19 protein-coding genes and 1 pseudogene are annotated in these 20,097 nt (G+C 38.3%); 14 read left to right on the forward strand and 6 right to left on the reverse strand.

Features of this window, described 5'->3' with window-relative positions; genetic code table 11:
- Positions 1 to 170: 170 nt before the first annotated feature.
- The 3 genes from ACQKL5_RS05895 to ACQKL5_RS05905 all read left to right on the forward strand — a co-directional run bounded on the left by ACQKL5_RS05895 (position 171) and on the right by ACQKL5_RS05905 (position 2,281).
- On the forward strand, positions 171 to 893 hold the full coding sequence (locus ACQKL5_RS05895; RefSeq protein ID WP_427607155.1) for a hydrolase: 723 nt from the start codon (positions 171 to 173) through the stop codon (positions 891 to 893).
- 98 nt (positions 894 to 991) lie between these two features.
- A complete protein-coding gene (locus tag ACQKL5_RS05900; protein ID WP_427607157.1) occupies positions 992 to 1,822 on the forward strand; it encodes a hypothetical protein in 831 nt (276 codons plus the stop codon).
- Between the two features lie 276 nt (positions 1,823 to 2,098).
- Positions 2,099 to 2,281: a ComZ family protein gene (locus ACQKL5_RS05905; RefSeq protein ID WP_427607159.1), complete on the forward strand. Its 183-nt coding sequence runs from the start codon at positions 2,099 to 2,101 to the stop codon at positions 2,279 to 2,281.
- A gap of 41 nt (positions 2,282 to 2,322) precedes the next feature.
- Here the strand turns inward: ACQKL5_RS05905 and ACQKL5_RS05910 are convergent, their stop codons facing one another.
- Positions 2,323 to 2,553, reverse strand: coding sequence for a hypothetical protein (locus ACQKL5_RS05910; protein ID WP_427607160.1), 231 nt, complete (start codon positions 2,551 to 2,553; stop codon positions 2,323 to 2,325).
- Between the two features lie 203 nt (positions 2,554 to 2,756).
- Between ACQKL5_RS05910 and ACQKL5_RS05915 the strand changes: the two genes are divergently transcribed.
- From ACQKL5_RS05915 to ACQKL5_RS05930, 4 genes are all read left to right on the forward strand, one after another.
- Complete coding sequence (locus ACQKL5_RS05915; protein ID WP_427607162.1) at positions 2,757 to 3,692, forward strand: beta-ketoacyl-ACP synthase III; 936 nt, start codon at positions 2,757 to 2,759, stop codon at positions 3,690 to 3,692.
- A 54-nt stretch (positions 3,693 to 3,746) separates the two neighbouring features.
- Positions 3,747 to 4,985 (forward strand): beta-ketoacyl-ACP synthase II, encoded by a 1,239-nt coding sequence (gene fabF, locus ACQKL5_RS05920; RefSeq protein ID WP_427607164.1) that lies wholly within the window; start codon positions 3,747 to 3,749, stop codon positions 4,983 to 4,985.
- 134 nt (positions 4,986 to 5,119) lie between these two features.
- Positions 5,120 to 5,887: a DUF2268 domain-containing protein gene (locus ACQKL5_RS05925; RefSeq protein ID WP_427607165.1), complete on the forward strand. Its 768-nt coding sequence runs from the start codon at positions 5,120 to 5,122 to the stop codon at positions 5,885 to 5,887.
- Between the two features lie 108 nt (positions 5,888 to 5,995).
- The gene (locus ACQKL5_RS05930) at positions 5,996 to 6,751 is read left to right on the forward strand and encodes a YjbA family protein (RefSeq protein ID WP_427607167.1); all 756 of its coding nucleotides are present in this window, start codon (positions 5,996 to 5,998) and stop codon (positions 6,749 to 6,751) included.
- A 42-nt stretch (positions 6,752 to 6,793) separates the two neighbouring features.
- Here ACQKL5_RS05930 and trpS read toward each other — a convergent pair whose 3' ends face one another.
- Positions 6,794 to 7,780, reverse strand: a complete 987-nt coding sequence (trpS, locus tag ACQKL5_RS05935) for a tryptophan--tRNA ligase (RefSeq protein ID WP_427607169.1) — start codon at positions 7,778 to 7,780, stop codon at positions 6,794 to 6,796.
- 571 nt (positions 7,781 to 8,351) lie between these two features.
- On the opposite strand from trpS, the gene ACQKL5_RS05940 reads away from it, so the two are divergent.
- Entirely contained in the window at positions 8,352 to 9,491 is a 1,140-nt protein-coding gene (locus ACQKL5_RS05940) for a putative glycoside hydrolase (RefSeq protein WP_427607535.1), read from the forward strand.
- Between the two features lie 53 nt (positions 9,492 to 9,544).
- On the opposite strand, the gene ACQKL5_RS05945 is transcribed toward ACQKL5_RS05940, so the two are convergent.
- Positions 9,545 to 9,733 carry a hypothetical protein gene (locus tag ACQKL5_RS05945; protein WP_427607171.1) on the reverse strand — a complete coding sequence of 63 codons (189 nt, stop codon included), beginning with the start codon at positions 9,731 to 9,733 and terminating at the stop codon, positions 9,545 to 9,547.
- 95 nt (positions 9,734 to 9,828) lie between these two features.
- Between ACQKL5_RS05945 and ACQKL5_RS05950 the strand changes: the two genes are divergently transcribed.
- The 6 genes and pseudogenes from ACQKL5_RS05950 (at position 9,829) to pepF (ending at position 17,381) form a co-directional block, all read left to right on the forward strand.
- On the forward strand, positions 9,829 to 10,395 hold the full coding sequence (locus ACQKL5_RS05950; RefSeq protein ID WP_427607172.1) for a GNAT family N-acetyltransferase: 567 nt from the start codon (positions 9,829 to 9,831) through the stop codon (positions 10,393 to 10,395).
- A gap of 541 nt (positions 10,396 to 10,936) precedes the next feature.
- Positions 10,937 to 11,332 carry a transcriptional regulator SpxA gene (gene spxA, locus ACQKL5_RS05955; protein ID WP_402867793.1) on the forward strand — a complete coding sequence of 132 codons (396 nt, stop codon included), beginning with the start codon at positions 10,937 to 10,939 and terminating at the stop codon, positions 11,330 to 11,332.
- 454 nt (positions 11,333 to 11,786) lie between these two features.
- Positions 11,787 to 12,455, forward strand: coding sequence for an adaptor protein MecA (gene mecA / locus ACQKL5_RS05960; protein WP_427607174.1), 669 nt, complete (start codon positions 11,787 to 11,789; stop codon positions 12,453 to 12,455).
- 113 nt (positions 12,456 to 12,568) lie between these two features.
- Positions 12,569 to 14,073, forward strand: a pseudogene (gene cls, locus ACQKL5_RS05965) (cardiolipin synthase).
- Positions 14,074 to 14,170: 97 nt separating this feature from the next.
- Positions 14,171 to 15,382 (forward strand): competence protein CoiA, encoded by a 1,212-nt coding sequence (locus ACQKL5_RS05970; RefSeq protein ID WP_427607176.1) that lies wholly within the window; start codon positions 14,171 to 14,173, stop codon positions 15,380 to 15,382.
- Positions 15,383 to 15,563: 181 nt separating this feature from the next.
- On the forward strand, positions 15,564 to 17,381 hold the full coding sequence (gene pepF / locus ACQKL5_RS05975) for an oligoendopeptidase F (protein WP_427607177.1): 1,818 nt from the start codon (positions 15,564 to 15,566) through the stop codon (positions 17,379 to 17,381).
- Positions 17,382 to 17,438: 57 nt separating this feature from the next.
- On the opposite strand, the gene ACQKL5_RS05980 is transcribed toward pepF, so the two are convergent.
- The 3 genes from ACQKL5_RS05980 to ACQKL5_RS05990 form a co-directional block, all read right to left on the reverse strand.
- The gene (locus tag ACQKL5_RS05980; RefSeq protein WP_427607179.1) at positions 17,439 to 17,603 is read right to left on the reverse strand and encodes a hypothetical protein; all 165 of its coding nucleotides are present in this window, start codon (positions 17,601 to 17,603) and stop codon (positions 17,439 to 17,441) included.
- Between the two features lie 1,062 nt (positions 17,604 to 18,665).
- Entirely contained in the window at positions 18,666 to 19,526 is an 861-nt protein-coding gene (locus ACQKL5_RS05985) for a ClpXP adapter SpxH family protein (RefSeq protein ID WP_427607537.1), read from the reverse strand.
- A 23-nt stretch (positions 19,527 to 19,549) separates the two neighbouring features.
- The gene (locus ACQKL5_RS05990) at positions 19,550 to 19,954 is read right to left on the reverse strand and encodes a globin (protein WP_427607181.1); all 405 of its coding nucleotides are present in this window, start codon (positions 19,952 to 19,954) and stop codon (positions 19,550 to 19,552) included.
- Positions 19,955 to 20,097 lie beyond the last annotated feature (143 nt).

Consider the following 20,097-nt stretch of genomic DNA (forward strand, 5'->3'; position numbering starts at 1 on the left):
AACGTTTAGGAATAATAAGCCAAGGATATGGGTGAGTGCTCCCAAGCCCATCGCAATCACTGCTGAATGATAAATTTAAGATTGGAGGATAGGCGTCCCCCCTTACCCTTTTGATGTCTCAACATAAATTAACTAATAGTACTATTTATTCCTAAAAGGAGTTAGTTTAGATGGAACAGAGAACTTTTCAAATTGAAGACCAATGGAATATCGTCTATTATCCGGAACAGCCTAGTGGATTTTCCGTCTTGGTTATTGGGGACCGCAGTTCTTTTGTAGATAAGGATAGTAGCTTTTGGCTTCAGCATCCTGGCAGGTTACGTATATTAGAGTATTTGAAACAATCCGGGTACACTCTTTTTTCCTCGAATTTTTACGGAGCCAATTGGGGAAGCTCGAAGGCACTCGCTCTTTCGTTGAACTTATATATGCTCTTTATGAAAAATGAAATAGTCAATCGTAAAATCCATGTGCTTGCAGAGGGGACAGGGGCTCTGCTTGCATTAAAGCTAATGAAAGAGATGGGGAGTCAAATTCGTTCCGTTGTCCTCATTGATCCCATTTTATCTCTTAAAGTACAGCTGGAAAATGAAAAGGATAATAAATTTTTTTATAAAAAGTGGTTATCGGAAGCAGCCGCTGCTCACGAGTTGGATCCAACCGAAATGGAAAAGGAGATAATTGATTCTCATGAGCAGGCATTTCCACATAACATTCCAGTGAAAGTAATTCTGGTTTTCGGAAGTTTTCGTAAAGAACAAGCCTCCTTCTATCGAAGAATCCAAAGAACTAGGAAAGCCCACTTGCATTTGACATATTTATTAGCCGAAAAACGATATAAAATCCCTTATCTAATACAGAAGTTTTTTAAAGAGAATGAAGAGTCTTTATGAGAATGGATATATTTTCGAAATGCTTTGCATACGATACAGCATCTGTTAAAAAATGTGGTGCCGGATAAGCGTGCTATTGCATAAGGGGAGGCTGTATCATGGAAACATATATTGTCGTTGGGGCTTATCAATTTATAGGGTTTCATTTGACACAATATCTGTTGGGGCAAGGGGAAGAGGTAATCGGAATTGATTGGGAAGATTCTAAAGCCAATCAATATATTATAGAAGAAAAGGAACTAGAAATTGGACGTAATGCCAATTTCACTTATTTTCAAATAAACAAACTTCGGTTATTGGATGTTTCCGAGCAATTCACCATTATATTATCTTTTTATGATAGTCAAAAAGGTACAGCAGGGTTAACCAACCTTCAAATAGATGATATTGTTTCTTTTTTGAAAAAATGCAAAAAAAATGACCATATAAATAGTTTGAAAATCATGATTATCTTGCCAATCGATGGTGATACTGATGAATTTCAGCCTGTGCTAAGCGCTTGCGAGGGAATAAAATCAGTTAAAAGGGTATTTTTACCGACGGTTTATGGCCCATGGCAACCCAAGAGTATGAGCTTTGAAGCGGGAATAAGCCAACTTGGACAATCGGCCATCCAAGCTGCCCTCGCCTCGGATTTCAAGGAAGATGCACTCTTTATCAAAGATTTTCTCGCGGATTTTCAGCGAATCCTCTCCTCGACAGACAGAAATATTCACCTTTGCAGTAGTGTAGAGGACCATTGGAAAAAATGTGCCCAGCTTGCATTCAACCAAGAAGTGATTGACTCATTAACCCTACAGCCTCCTTCTAAGGTTAGGAAAGGTACCATATATAAAGTACCCAATAAAACGAGTCCTGAAGAGGGCATTCAATTACAGATCGAGCAGAACAAGCGGCTAAATCTACTTGAAAAATGGAAGAAAGAATGAATGTCCCCTTATATTGATTGATTAGGGAATGATTCAAGAAAGGGTTCATATACCTTAGTAGCGTGGAATTATTTTGTACCATCATTGTGTCGGTAAACGTTAAGAATATTTATTTATGCATGTTTCTGGCTTTACGAATGGACTTAGGGGAATTATGATAAGAATGAACCCTGTTCTTTGGTTTTAATGGGGGTAGGGCCCATAGGCCAAATCAAGTTCCATAAGTCATAAAGGTAAATGTATTGTCAAAAACCAAGTATGTAAGGAGGCAAAAAAATGAGTTCAGATAAAACCCTTGAATTTATGGGCATTGCTATGAAGTATTTCCCGGAAGCGAAAGCAAAATTAGAGGCAAGTGGGATTCCTGTTACAATGGACATGGCAGAGCCGTTTATGGATTTATTTAAGAAAGTTATGCAAGAAGCGTATGACCTTGGCAAACAAGATGCCCAAAACTAAGTATGAGAAGGCTGTCCGGAATATTCGGGCAGCCTTCTAATTTATTCTTCTTTTTTCAGCATTTTTGTAATCATGGGATTCACTTTCTGAATGGCAGGTTTAAATTGGTCATATAAACCAACCAATGTCTCCACGCTTGCCATCAATTGCATATAATCAATTTGGGTCCCCTCTTGATCAGGTTCTTTTTCAGGTTCGTTCTTTCCTGTGCCAAACATCATTTTGGAAAAAGGATCTTGGTTTCTTTGATTATTGCGGTTAAATATATCCATAGTGATATCCTCCCTTCTTTTTTCTATAATGTATGCTAATGTAAGGTGTTGGGTTAGGCCCTTGTCCGATTTCATGTGCAGATTAATTTTGTCTTTGGAACTATCCTCTTGCAAGAAGAGGTTTTTTTATATAAAATTAGTACCAGGTAATAATAGATGATTATAATAACTCATTAAAATATAAGAATAAGGGGTTGGCATAAATGAATGCTGGTATATTGGGGCTTGGTCGGTACTTACCCGAGAAAATCGTTACAAATGCGGACTTAGAGAAAGTAATGGACACTTCCGACGAGTGGATTCGCACGCGTACAGGTATCGAGGAAAGAAGAATAGCCAATGATGATATAAATACTTCCGATATGGCATATGAAGCGGCTACAGCTGCTTTGAAAAATGCGGACATTTCGGCTGAAGAGATAGATTTAATCCTTGTCGCAACGGTTACACCGGATCGGCCTTTTCCTTCAATCGCCTGTATGATCCAGGAAAAGTTAGGTGCGACGAAGGCAGCTGCAATGGATGTGAGTGCAGCATGTGCTGGCTTCATGTATGCCATGATCACTGCGCAGCAATTTATTAAGACGGGTGCTTACAAGCATGTATTGATTGTTGGGGTTGAGAAACTATCCAAAATCACTAACTGGGATGATCGCAATACGGCTGTCCTTTTTGGGGATGGAGCTGGGGCTGCTGTCGTGGGACCTGTATCAGATGGCAGGGGAATTCTTTCCTTTGAATTAGGTGCAGATGGATCTGGTGCTAAGCATCTATTCCAAGATGGGGAATTCATCACGATGAATGGACGAGAAGTATTTAAATTCGCTGTCCGTCAAATGGGAGAATCCAGCCTGAATGTATTGGATAAAGCGGGATTGACCAAAGAGGATGTGGATTTACTTATCCCACACCAAGCCAATATTCGAATTATGGAGGCTTCAAGAGAACGTTTGGGCCTACCGGTTGAAAAAATGACAAAGACTGTTCATAAATATGGGAACACTTCATCAGCATCCATACCAATTGCTCTTGTGGAAGAAATGGAAGCAGGTAGAATCAAAGAAGATGACTTGCTCGTCATGGTTGGTTTTGGTGGAGGACTCACTTGGGGAGCCATTGCCCTAAGATGGGGGAAATAAAAAATAGGATAGAAAAAATATATGGTAGCGTTAAATAAGGAAGGAGCCATTTTAATGAAGAATCGCCGTGTTGTTGTTACAGGACTTGGAGCAATTTCTCCAGTTGGGAATGATGCAGAAACTGGATGGAAGAATATAATTGAGGGGAAATCCGGGATTGGGCCATTAACCCGTCTTAATCCAGATGATTTTCCAGCTAAAGTTGCAGCTGAAATAAAGGATTTCGATATTGAAACATATATCAATCGTAAAGAAGCGCGCAAAATGGACCGTTTTACACATTATGCCATTGCTGCGTCGGTCATGGCTCTCAATGACAGCAAGCTAGAAATTACAGATGAAAATGCTACTCGGGTAGGAGTCTGGATTGGTTCTGGTATCGGTGGACTTGAGACGCTTGAAACACAGCATGAAAACTTCTTGAACAGGGGCTATAAGCGGGTTAGTCCGTTCTTCGTCCCAATGATGATACCAGATATGGCTGCAGGCCAGGTATCCATTTTACTCGGTGCCAAAGGAATTAACTCATGTACCGTCACAGCTTGTGCTACGGGAACGAATTCCATTGGTGATGCTTTTAAAGTCATTCAGCGAGGAGATGCTGATGTCATGATCACTGGTGGTGCAGAAGCGCCGATAACAAAAATGGCCGTTGCAGGATTCTGTGCAAACACAGCCCTTTCCACCAATCCGGATCCCAATACGGCAAGTCGCCCATTTGATGCAAACCGTGATGGATTTGTTATCGGAGAAGGTGCCGGTGTAATCATTCTTGAAGATTTAGAACATGCCATAAAACGTGGAGCGACTATTTATGCTGAAATAGCAGGATACGGTTCAACCGGGGATGCTTTCCATATTACAGCTCCAGCGCCTGGTGGTGAAGGCGGGGCTAGGGCCATGAAAATTGCGATTGAAGATGCAGGGTTAAAACCTGAGGATATCCAATATGTTAATGCTCATGGTACAAGTACACCTTACAATGATAAATATGAAACGATGGCTGTCAAAGAAGTGTTTGGAGAGCATGCTTCTAAACTAGCATTGAGTTCGACAAAATCAATGACAGGTCATATGCTGGGTGCAGCAGGTGGAATAGAAGCTATTTTTACGATACAAGCTATCAGGGATAGCATCTTGCCTCCGACTATTAATATTGAAACACCAGATCCTGAGTGTGATTTGGATTATGTGCCAAATCAAGCAAGGAAATGTGAAATCAATGCCGCTATCAGTAACTCATTAGGTTTTGGCGGTCATAACGCAACCATTCTATTCAAGAAATATCAATAATCAGATGATATTGAGGAAGAGCAAATCTTAGGATTTGCTCTTTTAATGTTGAGAAGATGAGGTATGAATTATGTATCACTGGGCATTTATGGAACATACAATATAACTAGGATAAAGATGTGGGGGCGAAATGGATGGGAGTTATTTCAACGAATGAGTGGATGAAGAAGGACTTTGACCGCCCAGTAAAGATGATGGAGAGGCTGAAAGAGGAATTCAATGAAACGGTCGAAGAAGACACGATTTACCGCCATTTACAAAGCCACGGAATGTATCTGCCTAACCAACATACGAAAAAGACATTCGAAGACTTGCAAGAAAGAAGTATATGGGCCAAAACACAAAATTTATTTACTACGTATCAGAAATTATGGGGAGGACCGGATATCCCCATTTATATCTTTCCTCTTTTTGCCTCGGCGAGAAAGCAATCGAATGAGTCAAAATCAGGATTGGCTTTTAAAGATAAATTATTTCTATTTTATGATAATGGAATATCCGAAAAGGAAATGGAAGCTGTGCTGATTCATGAATACCATCATGTCTGTCGTTTGCACCTCTTGAAAAAGCCAGAGGAAAACTATACCCTTCTCGATACGATGATCATGGAGGGGCTGGCGGAGCGGACTGTCGGCAAGTATTTGGGATCGCAATATTTGGCCCAGTGGACACAATTATATTCTGAAGAAAAGCTTCAGCAATTTTGGAATAACTATCTAATAGAAAACTTGAACAAGAAACGCACGGATCCCGTTCATGATGCCCTTCTTCTAGGGAAAAAAGGGTATCCGGAGATGTTAGGTTATTGCAGTGGTTATCGTCTAGTAAAGAGGTTCAAACATTTCTCCGTTAAAAAGTCTTTCATTATCCAATCAGAGGAATTCATATCAGAAAAGAGGTAATTTATACGTGTTTTTTTTCAAAATCTGTTTTTTGAAATAGGAATAAATTGTCTAGTTCCTGCCTATACTGATTGACAAACAGAAATTTGTTTAAGTGAGGGATGTATGATGTTATATCTTCATGATGTATGGGTTAATTGGTTTGAAGGAGAAGAAAATGGCTATAATATATGTCATTTTCATGAATGGAGGAAGGATGATGGCATTGAACTGCTAGATCAAGTTCCTCTATTAAAAGTTTCAGCAACTTTGTTCCACTACATAGAAAATGACCTATCTGAATTGCCAAAGGCATTATTGAATGATATCTACCAAAAAGCATATGCCAGGAAAAATCATGAACGGATTCAGCTTGACTACTGTTTTATCGTCACAGATGGACATGGAATACTTGCTGTCGATACAATAGGGTACCATATTCCCATCAGGAAAAGCAGAATTATTCCTCGGCAGGAACAAATTGTTTATGACATGATTGAAAATCACGAAGAGATGGATTATACGTTTACCGAAAATCCTGCAGCGGAGAAGGAATATCACATTTTGTCTCCGTCGCCCTTATTTATGAATGGATTGACCAGAAAAGAAAGGCAACTGAAACAGCTTCTTTTCATGGCCATGGACCAGCTGTTCACTGCCAAGAATACGGCTGAAATTCGATACTGGTATACTGAATGGGCTCCAGAAAAGTATGAGAGCATTCAGGATATGGATTTCCAACTGGCATGGCTTGAGTTATATGAGGAAATGAAAGCAGGTTGGTCAGAGAAGCACCTTCAGCTCTGTGAGAATTTAGTGAAGGGGCAACCTTTTTTCGAAAAGCTTTGGCAAGTGGAAGCTGGCGATAGTCCCTCGATATTATAGCTACACAAAAAAAGACGATCCGTTGCGGATCGTCTTTTTCTATTATCTTTTTCTGCCAAGTCCCATGCCGTTATACATTTTTCTAATCATTTTATTGGCTTCAGTATTTGCTTTTTCTGCCCCGCAATCTAAAATTTCATCAAGTTCAGGGGAATCAATCAAGTTATAATAACGCTCTTGAATTGGTAGGATTTCTCCCAGTACCACTTGAACGAGATCAGTTTTAAAGTCGCCATATCCTTTTCCGGCATACATCTCTTCAATTTCAGCATATGTTTTTCCACTGAAAATGGAGTAGATGGACATTAAGTTCGATACACCCGCTTTATTCTCTTTATCATAACGAACGATGCCTTCAGAATCAGTTACAGCACTCTTAATGTTTTTCTCGATTTGTTTAGGATCATCAAGTAGGGCAATTGTAGCTTTTTTGTTAGGATCGGATTTGCTCATTTTCTTAGTTGGTTCTTGAAGAGACATAATACGAGCTCCAGCCTTTGGAAGGCTGATTTCAGGAATTTTGAAGATATCATTGTACTTATTGTTGAATCGTTCAGCCAAATCTCGGGTTAATTCAAGATGCTGTCTTTGATCTTCACCAACAGGAACAACATCCGTGTTGTAAAGAAGAATGTCGGCAGCCATCAATGGAGGATAGGTAAGTAGTGCTGAAGAAACGCCTTCTTTACCTGCTGATTTGTCTTTGAATTGGGTCATTCTTTCTAGTTCGCCAATATAGGCAATACTTTGTAGAATCCAGCCTGCCTGTGCATGTGCAGGAACCTCCGATTGAATGAAGATCGTATTCTTTTCCGGATCAAGACCAATTGCCAAATATAAAGCGGCAAGTGATTTGATGTTTTTTCTTAATTTAAGTCGATCTTGTGGAACTGTAATTGCATGTTGGTCAACGATACAAAAGAAACAGTCATATTCATCTTGTAAGTTGACAAATTGTTTCAGTGCACCAATATAATTTCCTATTGTAATTGAACCAGATGGCTGAATGCCAGAGAAAATCCTTTTCAACTGCTAGTCACTCCTCTAAATACGTTTAATTAATTCATTGGATATTCGCTCTTCATTATTGTAAGGATAAATAGGGAAGGAATCTACTTCAAGTAAATGAAGTATAAGAGCTCATTTATGTCTTGCAAGGCAGGTCTTATTGATCAAGGCTTACCTGGAGATACGAATTTCCCACTATATCTGTATTTTAGCATTTATTCATAAGAAATGTAATCCAAACAGCATGTCCTTATCTCTTCATATATAAACGTCCATTAAAAAACCTTATCCGTCATTTTTGGTGGTTTTTTTATTCATCAATGTGAAATCGATTTTAGGGCAAGATAATCTATATAAATGAAATGAATACAAAAACGATTTGTAAGAGTTATTTTTTCAACGAATTCCTATGGTAAAACGTGTAGACAACCACTTTTTTGAGATTTTTCATTTTATAGGAGTAAAACTTTGTTGTTGTGGTATTAAACAAAGGAGTCTGTTGAATCTCTTTGTGAAAAATAATTAATGATGATGCTGAGGTGGAGGCGTGAAGACACTAAGTAAATGCTTGATGGCAGGTGTATGTTTGTTTATGATTCAGCAACCGAATCAGGCCGGGGCGAAGAGTGCCGAACAAGGCAGGCAGGTGGCGCTTGAACAGAAGGAAATACCAAAGATGGCCCCAAGGTTCGTATATGATTCCGGCTTGAAATTCGAGTATCCTGATGCGGTACGAGGACTTTACGTGACAGGACATGCGGCAGGCGGAAATAAATTAAACGAACTTATAAAATATGTGGATGAAACAGATTTGAATGCAATGGTCATCGATATCAAGGATGATCGGGGGAATGTAACCTATAAACCTGAAGATCAAAATTCTCCATATTTGAACATTGGGAAAGATTACATAAAAAATCCGGTGAACATGCTCAAAAAACTTGAGGATAAGAAGATTTATCCGATTGCCCGTGTCGTCGTGTTCAAGGATACCCTCCTTGCAAAAGAAAAACCACAATGGTCATATAAAGATGGCGATGATGTCTGGAAGAATGGACGTGGAGAATCTTTCGTGAACCCATTCATGAAAGAAGTATGGGAATATAATGTGGGTATTGCGATAGAAGCGGCAAAGATGGGGTTCAAAGAAATTCAATTCGACTATGTTCGCTTTCCTGAAGGATTCGAGAATAAAGAAGATGACCTAAAGTATGATATGGGAGAGTATGAAAATGGAAAAATGACTCATACAGAAAAGCGGGTACAAGCAGTGACCGATTTTGTCGCATATGCAAAAAAACAATTAGAACCATATGGTGTGGAAGTATCGGTTGATATATTCGGCTATGCAGCTACCTTACCTGAAGCTCCTGGAATCGGGCAAAATTTCTCCAAAATATCTGAAAACGTAGATGTCATCTCCTCAATGATCTATCCGAGCCACTGGACATCCTATTTCGGAATCGATAAACCTGATTTAAAACCATATGAACTCGTTCAGGAATATGCAAAATTGGAAAATAAAAAATTGAATGAGTTGAAAACACCACCAACTTCTAGGCCTTGGCTACAGGATTTCACTGCGTCTTACTTAGGTGAGGGGAATTACCAGAAGTATGGAAAGGAACAAGTGGAAGCCCAAATAAAAGCATTAAATGAGAATGGCATTGATGAATATTTATTATGGAATGCAGCGAATCGTTATACAAAAGGAGTAGACTATACCCCATAAAAATGAGATGACCGAGGTATGGAGTATGTTCGGTCATCCTATATCTAGAGGAATTATCGCTTATCTTTCCCACCGACTTGATTCCAACCTGATTGAATGCGTTTCGATTGATCGAAAATATGGGAATGGCGTTTCCCACCAAACCACTTTTCTCCAATGGCATTCGTCAGGACTCCATTTATGGCTGTAATACCAATAACGCAGACGGCAACTAAAATCAAGTCTAGAAAATACATGAACATGTTTAGCCCAGCCCCTTATAAAGAAATTCAAGATATTTACATCTATTGTAAACGATAAGAAAGAAAAGATAAAATGAAGAAGCGGAGATGAAATTATGAATTGGTATGAAAAACTCAATCAATACTTTCCAATAGAAGAAATGAAATCGAAAGAACATATAGAAATTTTATTAAAGGACAAACAAGATATATACAAAAAGGATGAAGGACCTGACCATGTTTTACTATATGTGGAAGGGAAAGAATTTATTTTCGTAGATTACTTATTCGTAGCAGAGAGTGCACGGGGTCAAGGTCTTGGGAAAAAACTCATTCACCAATTGCAAGAAAAACAAAAGACAGTTTTCCTTGAGGTTGAGCCGGTCCAAGAAAAGGATGAGGACACGTCAAAACGATTAAGATTCTATCAGAGGGAAGGATTCAAGCATGCTTCTTCCATTGCCTATAATCGAAAATCGCTGGCAACTGACGAAGAAACACCGATGGAGATCTTATATTGGCCAGCAAATCCTTCCGTGGAAGAAGAAGATGTATTTAATTATATGAAAAAGATCTATTCAGAAATCCATACCCATAAAGATGAGCATTTATATGGGAAATCCTATCAACCCGTGGATGAAGTATTGAATCTAGATGAAAAAGTTGAAAGTGATATGGTATAAGCAATCGAGACCAATTGAGCTGGCAAATTTGCCAGCTTTTTTATTATGCCGAACACATAGTCCTGAATATGAACAATTGGAGGGTTTCTTTTTACATATAAATGATTTAAACAGTCTAAAGGAGTGTTTTCATAAAGAAAGGAGGAATCAGAGGATGATTAAAGAAATTATTAATGATACTTATTTTGTTTAGATTTTGTTTATATCTGAAAAAAGGGGGTAAATAAAAAGTAACCAAAGAATTAAGCAAGATGAGGGGTAATTTCTAGTTTAATTGAGAATACTAGGTGTGTATTTTCAATTAGGAAAGTCATTAGAATGTATTACATAAAAAAACGATAATCCAGTGATACAGATGAAACAAGAAGTTTAAAAGGATATTTTGATTTTGAAAAAGGGTATTCATTTTAAATGAATTAGTGTATAATTAATTATATGATATACTTATTTAAAATTATTTTAAATTAGAATCGCAATTATGAATATTTGTAGATTTCCCCTCATAGAGCACCGATTCTATATTTAGGGAGTGTGGGTAAACATGGTAACATTATATACATCCCCAAGTTGTACTTCATGCAGAAAAGCAAAAGCATGGTTAGAAGAACACGAAATTGGTTATACAGAAAGAAATATCTTTTCAGAACCTCTTTCGATTGAGGAAATTAAAGAAATTCTACGTATGACGGAAGATGGGACAGATGAAATCATCTCGACCCGATCAAAAACCTTTCAAAAGTTAAATGTTAACTTAGAGAGCCTGCCTCTACAAGAATTATATAAATTGATTAAAGAAAACCCAGGTTTGCTAAGACGCCCTATCATCCTTGATGAGAAACGGCTTCAAGTTGGGTATAACGAAGATGAGATTCGTCGCTTCTTACCACGAAAAGTTCGTACGTTCCAGTTGCTAGAAGCACAACGTATGGTCAATTAATAAGTTTTCCAAGCTCTGCTGAGAATAGTGCAGAGCTTTTTGTTTATACATATTTAATTTTTCTCTCGATTAAACCGCAAATTCTCCCTTTTTCAGGGCAGCGTGGCTTTCGTTGACTAGAGGATGGGTGGGAACCGATAAAAGAAGCATGTAATTACCCATGATGTGTATACAATATAGAATATTAATTAAAATGCAGGCCGTCAGCGTGATAGTTGCATATGGGTGATTTTTTTTATAAAATGAATGGAATATTAGGCAAACGATTGTTTTTTTGATATTGATGTATTTTATTTCCCTTCTTCAAGGTTTTGTCATAAAATGATGTAAAATAGTCTGTTTTAACGGATATCATGATTTACGGTATGTACTAACGGGTAAAGAGCTTTTAAGAGCAATTTTCGCTTGGGGGTTATTATCCCTTCAAAATGAGAAAGGAAGGGAGAGGGGAATCATGGAAATCGAACGCATTAATGACGATACAGTAAAATTTTATATATCCTATATAGATATCGAGGAAAGAGGTTTCGATCGCGAAGAGATTTGGTATAGCCGCGAGAGAAGTGAAGAGCTTTTTTGGGAAATGATGGATGAAGTGCATCAGGAAGAAGAATTCATGATTGAAGGTCCTTTATGGATTCAGGTTCAGGCGTTGGAAAAAGGCTTGGAAGTTTTGGTCACAAAAGCCCAACTTGCCAAAGATGGTCAGAAACTTGAATTGCCTCTATCGGATGATAAGTTAAAAGATTTGAGTGTAACAGACAAGGTAGATACGCTTCTTGATCAGCACTTTGAAGGCAAAGATGAAGAAAGCAGCATGACATTTGAAGATGGAATGATTGAATTCATCACGATATTCGAAGATTTTGAAGATGTCATTTCATTAAGCAAGCGTTCTGGTTTGGATACCTGGACAACGAAGCTTTATGCTTATCAAAATAAATATTATCTATATATAGAATTTTCCGAAGCTGAAATTGACGAAGAAGAAATTGATAATGTTTTAAGTCTTTTGTTGGAATACAGTGAGGAATCCCCAATAACAGTACACATGCTGGATGAATACGGAAAAGTAGTCATAGATAACGACGTATTCTCGACAGTCGATAAATTTTTCGCATAAAAATTTGGACCGATTTCTTTAGAAATCGGTTTTTTTTAACCCTTTTGTATCATTCACCTCGATGAAAGCTTTTTTAACGTGTGCTGTTCTTTGTTAATTGGAGGTCATCATAGATGAACGGGAAAGTTGGTATTAGTTTATTCATCCTCATGTTGTGTAGCACAGGGTATCTATTATTGGAAGAAGCGGGGCCCAGGGGATATTTCGGTCTGTTGTTGACAATATCCTTGTGGATCATTGGCTGTGGTATTTTTCTTGAAAATCGTCATCCAACCCAAACGTTAACGTGGATCATCGTATTCGGGGGTTTCCCCATAATCGGTTTTGTCTTATACTTTTTGGTTGGACGTAATTTTCGGAAAGAGCGCAAGTTTCGAAGAAAGTATTTTTTGGATAAGCATGATTTTTTTAAAAGTACAGGCGATGCAAAATATGATTTCAGGAAAAATAGGGGAGTGGAGATGCGGCATCAGAAGTTATTCTCCCTCACCGAAAAACTTGGAAATTGTTCCATGTCTTTTGCAACGAAAACGACCATTCTCACAAATGGGAAAGAGACCTACTCCAATATCCTGAAGGAACTGAAGAATGCTAAGCATCATATTCATTTGGAGTATTATATTGTTAGAGATGATGATGTCGGTGGTGCTTTGAAGGACGTTTTAATTCAAAAGGTAAAAGAAGGAGTGCAAGTTCGTTTTTTATATGATGCGGTGGGGTGTTGGGGTTTAACCCGCTCCTATATTGATGAATTGAAACTTGGAGGCGTAGAAATTGTTCCCTTCGGTCCTATTAAGCTCCCTTTCTTAAATAGTACCTTTAATTTTCGGAATCATCGAAAATTAATCATTATTGATGGTTCTATTGGTTTTATTGGCGGTCTAAATATAGGAGATGAATATTTGGGACTAAACAAGCATTACGGCTTCTGGCGCGATACTCATCTTTTGGTAGAAGGTGAATCAGTTCGAACGCTACAGCTCATTTTTTTACAAGATTGGTACTACAGTACGAATCGGAGCTTTTTAACGGATGACTATTTATGTACAAGTCAGTCACTCCAGCGTGACCTAGGGGGTGTGCAAATGATAGCAGGTGGTCCTGATAATGGAAGAACGGTCATTAAAGATCTTTTTTCACCATGATTACATCAGCGGAGAAGTCCATCTGGATTGCATCCCCCTATTTCATCCCCGATGATGATATTTTTCAGGCATTGAAGGTGGCGGGATTGAGTGGGCTGGATGTGAGACTGTTGGTGCCGAAGAATCCAGATAAACGGATCGTATTCCATGCATCGAGAACCTATTTCTCGGAACTCTTGGCAGCGGGAGTCAGGATTTTTCAATATGATAAGGGTTTCATGCACAGTAAGATTGTCATTGTGGACAGCGAACTGGCTTCCATTGGCAGCTCGAATATTGACATGAGGAGCTTTCATTTGAATTTCGAGGTCAATGCCTTCCTTTACCATACAGAGAGTACACAGACGCTGGTAGAGGACTTTTTGAAGGACTTACAGGTATCGGAGGAAATACGATACGAAGTATTCTCTACCCGTCATTTAGGGCTGAAAGTACTGGAGTCGACATGTAGGTTATTGTCACCACTTCTTTAATGGTGAATTCTATTATGCCATCACGGCATTTTTTTTGTTTTAGAAGGAATTCAAGGGTTCAGGAGAGAATGAAATATACTAGGAAGGGAGGAGGAATATGCTTAGCGCAATGAAGGAGGATGGAACTTGGATCACTCTCCCTGAAAGACTGACCGGAAACCTGTTGACAACCTTGAAAGATTCTACACGTTATTTCTGTCCCTGCTGTAAAACGGAAATGATTATCAAAGCAGGAACGATAAAAGTCCCCCATTTTGCCCACAAGAATAACTCTTCGTGTCAAGCCTCATCAGAACCTGAATCCTCTTATCATTTAACGGGAAAAAGATCATTGTATGACTGGTTTGTGTCGCATAACTTTCAAGCGAAGTTAGAAGCCTACATTCCCGAGATTAAGAAAAGGACGGATATATTGGTTACGGTCGATGAAAAGCACTATGCGATAGAATTTCAGTGTGCCTTCATTTCCGAGTCCGAATTTAATGAGCGAACAACGGCTTACTTGAGTAAGGGTATCATTCCTATCTGGATTTTGGGCGCCAAACGTTTGCAAAGAAATAGTAAAAATGAATTCAGTTTATCGGCCTTCCAGTGGCTGTTTGTCAATGGGACCTTTGAGCATCCGTTTCTGTGGTTGTATTGTCCGGAAACCGATCAACTAGCTGCCTTAAAGAACATCACCCCTTTTTCCAAAAGAACGGTCTTTGCAGAATTAACATCGGCCCCTTTAAACCTTTTATCGCCGAATCATATGTCACCTCGAATTTGTATGGAATTCCCTTTTTTATTACATTGGAGGAGAAAGCGAAAGAGTTGGGGACTTCATCGGGTAAAAACCGCCAAGAGAAGTGATCCTTTCTTTTATGAACTTTATACACATCACCTTTCTCCTTCAACGATTCCCATAGAAATCGGAATCCCGATTCAAGGGATGTTCCAAATTGAAACTCCTGCCATTGAGTGGCAAGCATGGCTGTACATGGATGTGTTTCAAACGAAAAAACTTGGGGAAAAAATGGTGATGAATGAAGTGCTCAAGCATTTTAAGAAGCGGATCATCACGGGGGACATCAAACTGCGAACCTTACCTCTTCTTAAGGGGAAAGATGCGGAAGACCCAGTTAAAAAGTATATTCGGTTCATGGAAGAAATGGGTTATATAAAAGAAGAACAAGCAGGCACCTATACGGTTATCCGTCAGTTTACAGTTCCAACCACCAGTGATGAAAGTATAACACTCGAAAGTATTTTCTATCAAAAGAGCAAGTTGATGATAGAAAAGGCATATATCCATTATAATGAGATATGACCACCATATTCCTTTTAGAATAGGAATGAAGGCAGGATTATGATGGTTTTTGGAGAAATAGTAAGAGAAGAAATGTTTAGACATTTAGAATGCAAGAGTTAGAAGTAGTAAATAAGTCGTTGGAGCCCGGGTAAACTAAAGGTAACCATGGGTAAGTTTTTTAGAATGGAGAGGAATAATTATGACACAGGATACTAAAGTAAATACATTGCCTTCAAGAAGTGAGATTCCAGCTGAGGATACATGGAGACTGGAGGATATATTCGCGACTGAAGAAGACTGGGAAGATGCCTTCAAAGATGTAAAGGAGAATCTCTTAAAAGCGGAAGCCTTTAAAGGGACCTTGGGTGAAAGTGCTGAGAAATTGTTTGCTGCTCTTCAATTCCAAGATGAAGTATTCGAAAAGATGGGGAAAGTGTATGCTTATTCTCATATGCGCAATGATCAGGACACGACAAATCCTTTTTATCAAGGCATGGAAGACAGGGCAAAGGCTCTATACGCCCAAGCTGCTGCTGCCTTTTCATATGTTGTTCCTGAACTGCTAAGCGTTGATGAAAACAGAGTCCAAGAATTTTTGGAGGAAAAAGACGAACTGAAATTATACAAACATTCACTTGAAGAAATTAACCTTCAAAGACCACATATTTTAAATGCTGAGCAAGAGTCACTACTAGCACAGGCATCCGAAGTGCTTGATAATTCCGGTAACGTATTCAGCATGTTGAATAATGCTGATTTGAAATTTCCCATTATCAAAGATGAAGAGGGCAATGAAGTTGAGATCACTCATGGAAGATACATTCGATTCCTCGAGAGTGAAGATCGTCGTGTGCGCCAAGAAGCCTTTAAAGGTGTCTACAGCAAGTATGGAGAGTTTCGCAATACATTTGCTACCACCTTGTCCGGTGAAGTGAAGAACCATAATTTCAATGCAACTGTACGCAAATACGAATCTGCGCGTCAGGCGGCATTAAGCAATAACAATATCCCGGAGAGTGTGTATGATAACCTCGTTAAAACGGTCAATGATAATCTACCTTTACTTCACCGGTATCTCGAGTTACGAAAAAAGGTTCTCGATTTAGACGAACTTCATATGTATGATCTATTCGCGCCACTCGTAAAAGAAGTGAAAATGGAAGTGACGTATGAAGAGGCTAAGGAATATGTACTTAAAGGACTTGCTCCACTTGGAGAAGATTATCTGAATGTTTTAAAAGAAGGATTTGATAATCGTTGGGTGGATGTGCAAGAGAATGTAGGAAAAAGAAGCGGGGCCTATTCCTCAGGTACTTATGGAACAAATCCTTATATATTGATGAATTGGCAAGATAACGTGAATAACTTATTCACTCTCGTGCATGAATTTGGTCATTCGGTTCATAGTTACTATACACGTAAACATCAGCCGTATCCGTATGGAAACTATTCCATTTTTGTAGCGGAGGTTGCCTCCACCTGTAACGAAAATCTGTTGAATGATTATTTGTTGAATACGATTGATGATGAAAAGAAACGGATCTATTTGTTAAATCACTATCTAGAAGGTTTCCGTGGAACGCTTTTCCGTCAAACGATGTTTGCTGAATTTGAGCATACAATTCATATGAAGGCACAAAATGGCGAAGCGCTAACCGCTGAAATGTTGACGAAGGAATACTATGAATTGAACAAGAAATATTTTGGAGAAAATGTAGTGATTGATGAAGAAATAGGGCTGGAATGGGCTCGTATTCCACACTTTTACTATAATTATTACGTTTATCAATATGCGACAGGCATTAGTGCAGCGACTGCATTAAGCAAGCAGATCCTTACAGAAGGAGAACCAGCTGTAGAAAGATATTTGGAATTCCTGAAATCAGGGAGCTCAGATTACCCGATTGAAGTATTAAAAAAGGCGGGCGTTGATATGACGAAAGCTGAACCTGTTCAAGAAGCGCTGAATGTATTTGAAGAAAAGTTAAATGAATTAGAAGCTCTTTTAACTAAATAAATGGAAAAATAGCCAACCAACTGTTATAAAGTTTGGTTGGCTATTATATGCAAACTTCTATAATCCCTTAAATCGATTTCTCTGATTCATGCTATGAAGGATAATAAAAAAGACGAAAAATAGGATAGGGGAGGTTAAATACAAAGGAATGAGCTGCATGATGCCAAGGAGTTGGAAGAATAGTGAACCGATAAGGAGGATAACTAAAATAGTATTCTTCATTACAGGCACCTCCAGTAGAAAATGTCGGTAAACTCTTTAAATCATATGATTTAAAAGTAACGTTTATTCAAAGAATATGGCGATAATGTGAAATAACGCACAAACTACTTGCGCTTTTAAGGTTCATTCTGATATAGTACAGAAATAGAAGTTTTCACTCCAACTTATACCCCTTTGTTGATCTGTAAAATTTCTCCCATCCCCTTATTCGTATAGATATAAAACCCGGCAAATTTCTTGATTTGCCGGGTTTTTAAGTAAGTAAGTAACTCTTAGATAAGGTGGCTATGGTCGGTTTTGTTAAGAGGAGTTACCGATTAAAGAACATGAAAAATTTAACTTGTGAACAATCTGTGAAATAAGACACAAAGTGTTGAAATGTAGTTCACCTTTCTGTTATATTACTTACATGAAGTAAATCACATCCAAACTTATACCCCTTTGTTTGATCGTGAAGATTTCTCCATCCCCTTTGTTCGTATAAATATATAAAAAACCCGGAAAATTCCCCAATTTTTCGGGTTTTTTAGTAAAGTGAATGTAGAAAATTCTTCATTTTAGAAAAAACAAAAAAGTAATGAAAGACTGTCACAGAGATAAATATGAACATATTGTGAACATATGAACAATTGGTTGAAATGTAGTTCACTTTTCTGTTATATTACTTACATGAAGTAATCACACCAAACTTATACCCCTTTGTTTGATCGTGAAGATTTCTCCATCCCCTTTGTTCGTATAAATATATAAAAAACCCGGAAAATTCCCCAATTTTCCGGGTTTTTTAGTAAAGTGAAAGTAGAAAGCTGTTCAATTTTGAAAGAGCAAAAAATTAATGAAAGACTGTCACTGGGATAAATATGAACATATTGTGAACATATGAACAAAGTGGTTGAAATAAAGGTGGATTATCTGTTATATTACTATATGAAGTGAATCACACCAAACTTATACCCCTTTGTTTGATCGTGAAATTTCTCCCATCCCCTTTGTTCGTATAAATAGAATGAAGAAAAACCCGGCAAATTCCCCAATTTGCCGGGTTTTTTATGATGCATTCGATTACTTCTCTATATACCTCCAAAATGTACCGTACTTAGCAGGGATTTTTTCTGCCACTTGTTTCAACACGAGTTTTTTCATTTCTAGCTCGACGTTATTCTTACTCATATTGTAGACTGTTTCAATTTCTTTGGTGGCGACTAATTTAAAGCAACTCATAAATTCTTCGAGAGAAGGTGGCTCAGCTGGTTCAGGAAGACCATTTAATATGTCCCTTAAAATCCGAACATACACCTCATAGGCATAAACGCCAGAAACTTTTATACCCTCTTCTTCAATGTTTTGATTGAAGAAGACGAGGGAAGGTATTTCGGTGACTTCCATTTCGCTTGTGATCTTCAAGTCACACTGGAATCCTTTGGCTGCACTTGAAGAATTAATATCCTGAAGGAATTCTTCGACATCTAACCCTACGGTTCTGGCACATTCGGTTAAGACCTTAATGTCCGAAATATCTCGTTTTCCGATGAATACATATTCTTGGAGCTGTCTCAAGAAACGAATGGCCAGTTTCCTACCCTGGAGTTCTGCTGCTTTAATGGCAATGGAAGGAGCATAGGGTGAAGAAATGGGATTCTCGGTCCATAAACTGCCATCACATGACATTCCAGAACGGCTGGCTGTCTTTTCCCAAACCTGGGCAATGTTTTCATAACTTTTTGGATTGCCCATATTAAGGGAATTTAGTTTTCCGCTTAAAACATGGCGTAAGCTGAACAATTGGCCATATTCTACCTGCAATTTCCTTATAATTGGTTCAAGCCCCCAGCATTCGGGGCAAAGCGGATCGACAAATACATAAATTTCTATTGGTTTTTTTCCTATATCATAACAATGTTGTGTTTTTATCCAATCGGAAATATTGAAAACTGGTTTATGTGCACTCAACTGTCTTCTCCTTTCCCGTCTATACCGGATGTATTGATCATATGTTGGGCGGTCAAATGGAGGCGATGATAGAAAAATTCGCGAATTTCACCTTCAAGACCGATTTCGTCCATAGCGTGATACATGCAGGAAAGCCATGCTTTTGCACGATCAGGTGTAATTTCAAAGGGTATATGTCGAGCCCGCAACATAGGGTGACCGTGTTCCTCAGTGTAAAGGGAGGGCCCACCTAAATATTGAGTCATGAACTGTTTTTGTTTACGGACCGTTTCCGATAAGTCGTCAGGAAAAATCGGTTGCAGTTCCGGATGTTGACTAACGTTGGAGTAAAATATATCAATTAACCTGTGTAATTGCCCTTCTCCAATTGATTCATATGGTGTAGGGTTCTCTTTCGTCATGTTGATTACTCCTTTAAAAGAAAGATGTTTGATATTTAATCATATTTTAACAATCGCTTACTCATATAACAAATTTCTAGCTTGAATATTACTTCACAACTGTATTATTACACAATTATAAAAGAGGAACAAAAAGAAGGTTT

The organism is Peribacillus sp. NPDC097675 (genome assembly GCF_050277655.1).
Classification (GTDB): domain Bacteria; phylum Bacillota; class Bacilli; order Bacillales; family DSM-1321; genus Peribacillus.

Excerpts from the sequence above, each read along its gene's own strand:
- ACQKL5_RS05930 (WP_427607167.1), top strand. The coding sequence starts at position 5,996 with ATGTTATATCTTCATGATGTATGGGTTAATTGGTTTGAAGGAGAAGAA.
- mecA (WP_427607174.1), top strand. The coding sequence starts at position 11,787 with ATGGAAATCGAACGCATTAATGACGATACAGTAAAATTTTATATATCC.
- ACQKL5_RS05915 (WP_427607162.1), top strand. The coding sequence starts at position 2,757 with ATGAATGCTGGTATATTGGGGCTTGGTCGGTACTTACCCGAGAAAATC.
- ACQKL5_RS05910 (WP_427607160.1), bottom strand. The coding sequence starts at position 2,553 with ATGGATATATTTAACCGCAATAATCAAAGAAACCAAGATCCTTTTTCC.
- ACQKL5_RS05945 (WP_427607171.1), bottom strand. The coding sequence starts at position 9,733 with ATGTTCATGTATTTTCTAGACTTGATTTTAGTTGCCGTCTGCGTTATT.
- ACQKL5_RS05925 (WP_427607165.1), top strand. The coding sequence starts at position 5,120 with ATGGGAGTTATTTCAACGAATGAGTGGATGAAGAAGGACTTTGACCGC.
- ACQKL5_RS05905 (WP_427607159.1), top strand. The coding sequence starts at position 2,099 with ATGAGTTCAGATAAAACCCTTGAATTTATGGGCATTGCTATGAAGTAT.
- ACQKL5_RS05940 (WP_427607535.1), top strand. The coding sequence starts at position 8,352 with ATGATTCAGCAACCGAATCAGGCCGGGGCGAAGAGTGCCGAACAAGGC.
- ACQKL5_RS05990 (WP_427607181.1), bottom strand. The coding sequence starts at position 19,954 with ATGACGAAAGAGAACCCTACACCATATGAATCAATTGGAGAAGGGCAA.
- ACQKL5_RS05980 (WP_427607179.1), bottom strand. The coding sequence starts at position 17,603 with ATGAAGAATACTATTTTAGTTATCCTCCTTATCGGTTCACTATTCTTC.
- ACQKL5_RS05950 (WP_427607172.1), top strand. The coding sequence starts at position 9,829 with ATGAATTGGTATGAAAAACTCAATCAATACTTTCCAATAGAAGAAATG.
- ACQKL5_RS05895 (WP_427607155.1), top strand. The coding sequence starts at position 171 with ATGGAACAGAGAACTTTTCAAATTGAAGACCAATGGAATATCGTCTAT.
- ACQKL5_RS05970 (WP_427607176.1), top strand. The coding sequence starts at position 14,171 with ATGCTTAGCGCAATGAAGGAGGATGGAACTTGGATCACTCTCCCTGAA.
- spxA (WP_402867793.1), top strand. The coding sequence starts at position 10,937 with ATGGTAACATTATATACATCCCCAAGTTGTACTTCATGCAGAAAAGCA.
- fabF (WP_427607164.1), top strand. The coding sequence starts at position 3,747 with ATGAAGAATCGCCGTGTTGTTGTTACAGGACTTGGAGCAATTTCTCCA.
- ACQKL5_RS05900 (WP_427607157.1), top strand. The coding sequence starts at position 992 with ATGGAAACATATATTGTCGTTGGGGCTTATCAATTTATAGGGTTTCAT.
- pepF (WP_427607177.1), top strand. The coding sequence starts at position 15,564 with ATGACACAGGATACTAAAGTAAATACATTGCCTTCAAGAAGTGAGATT.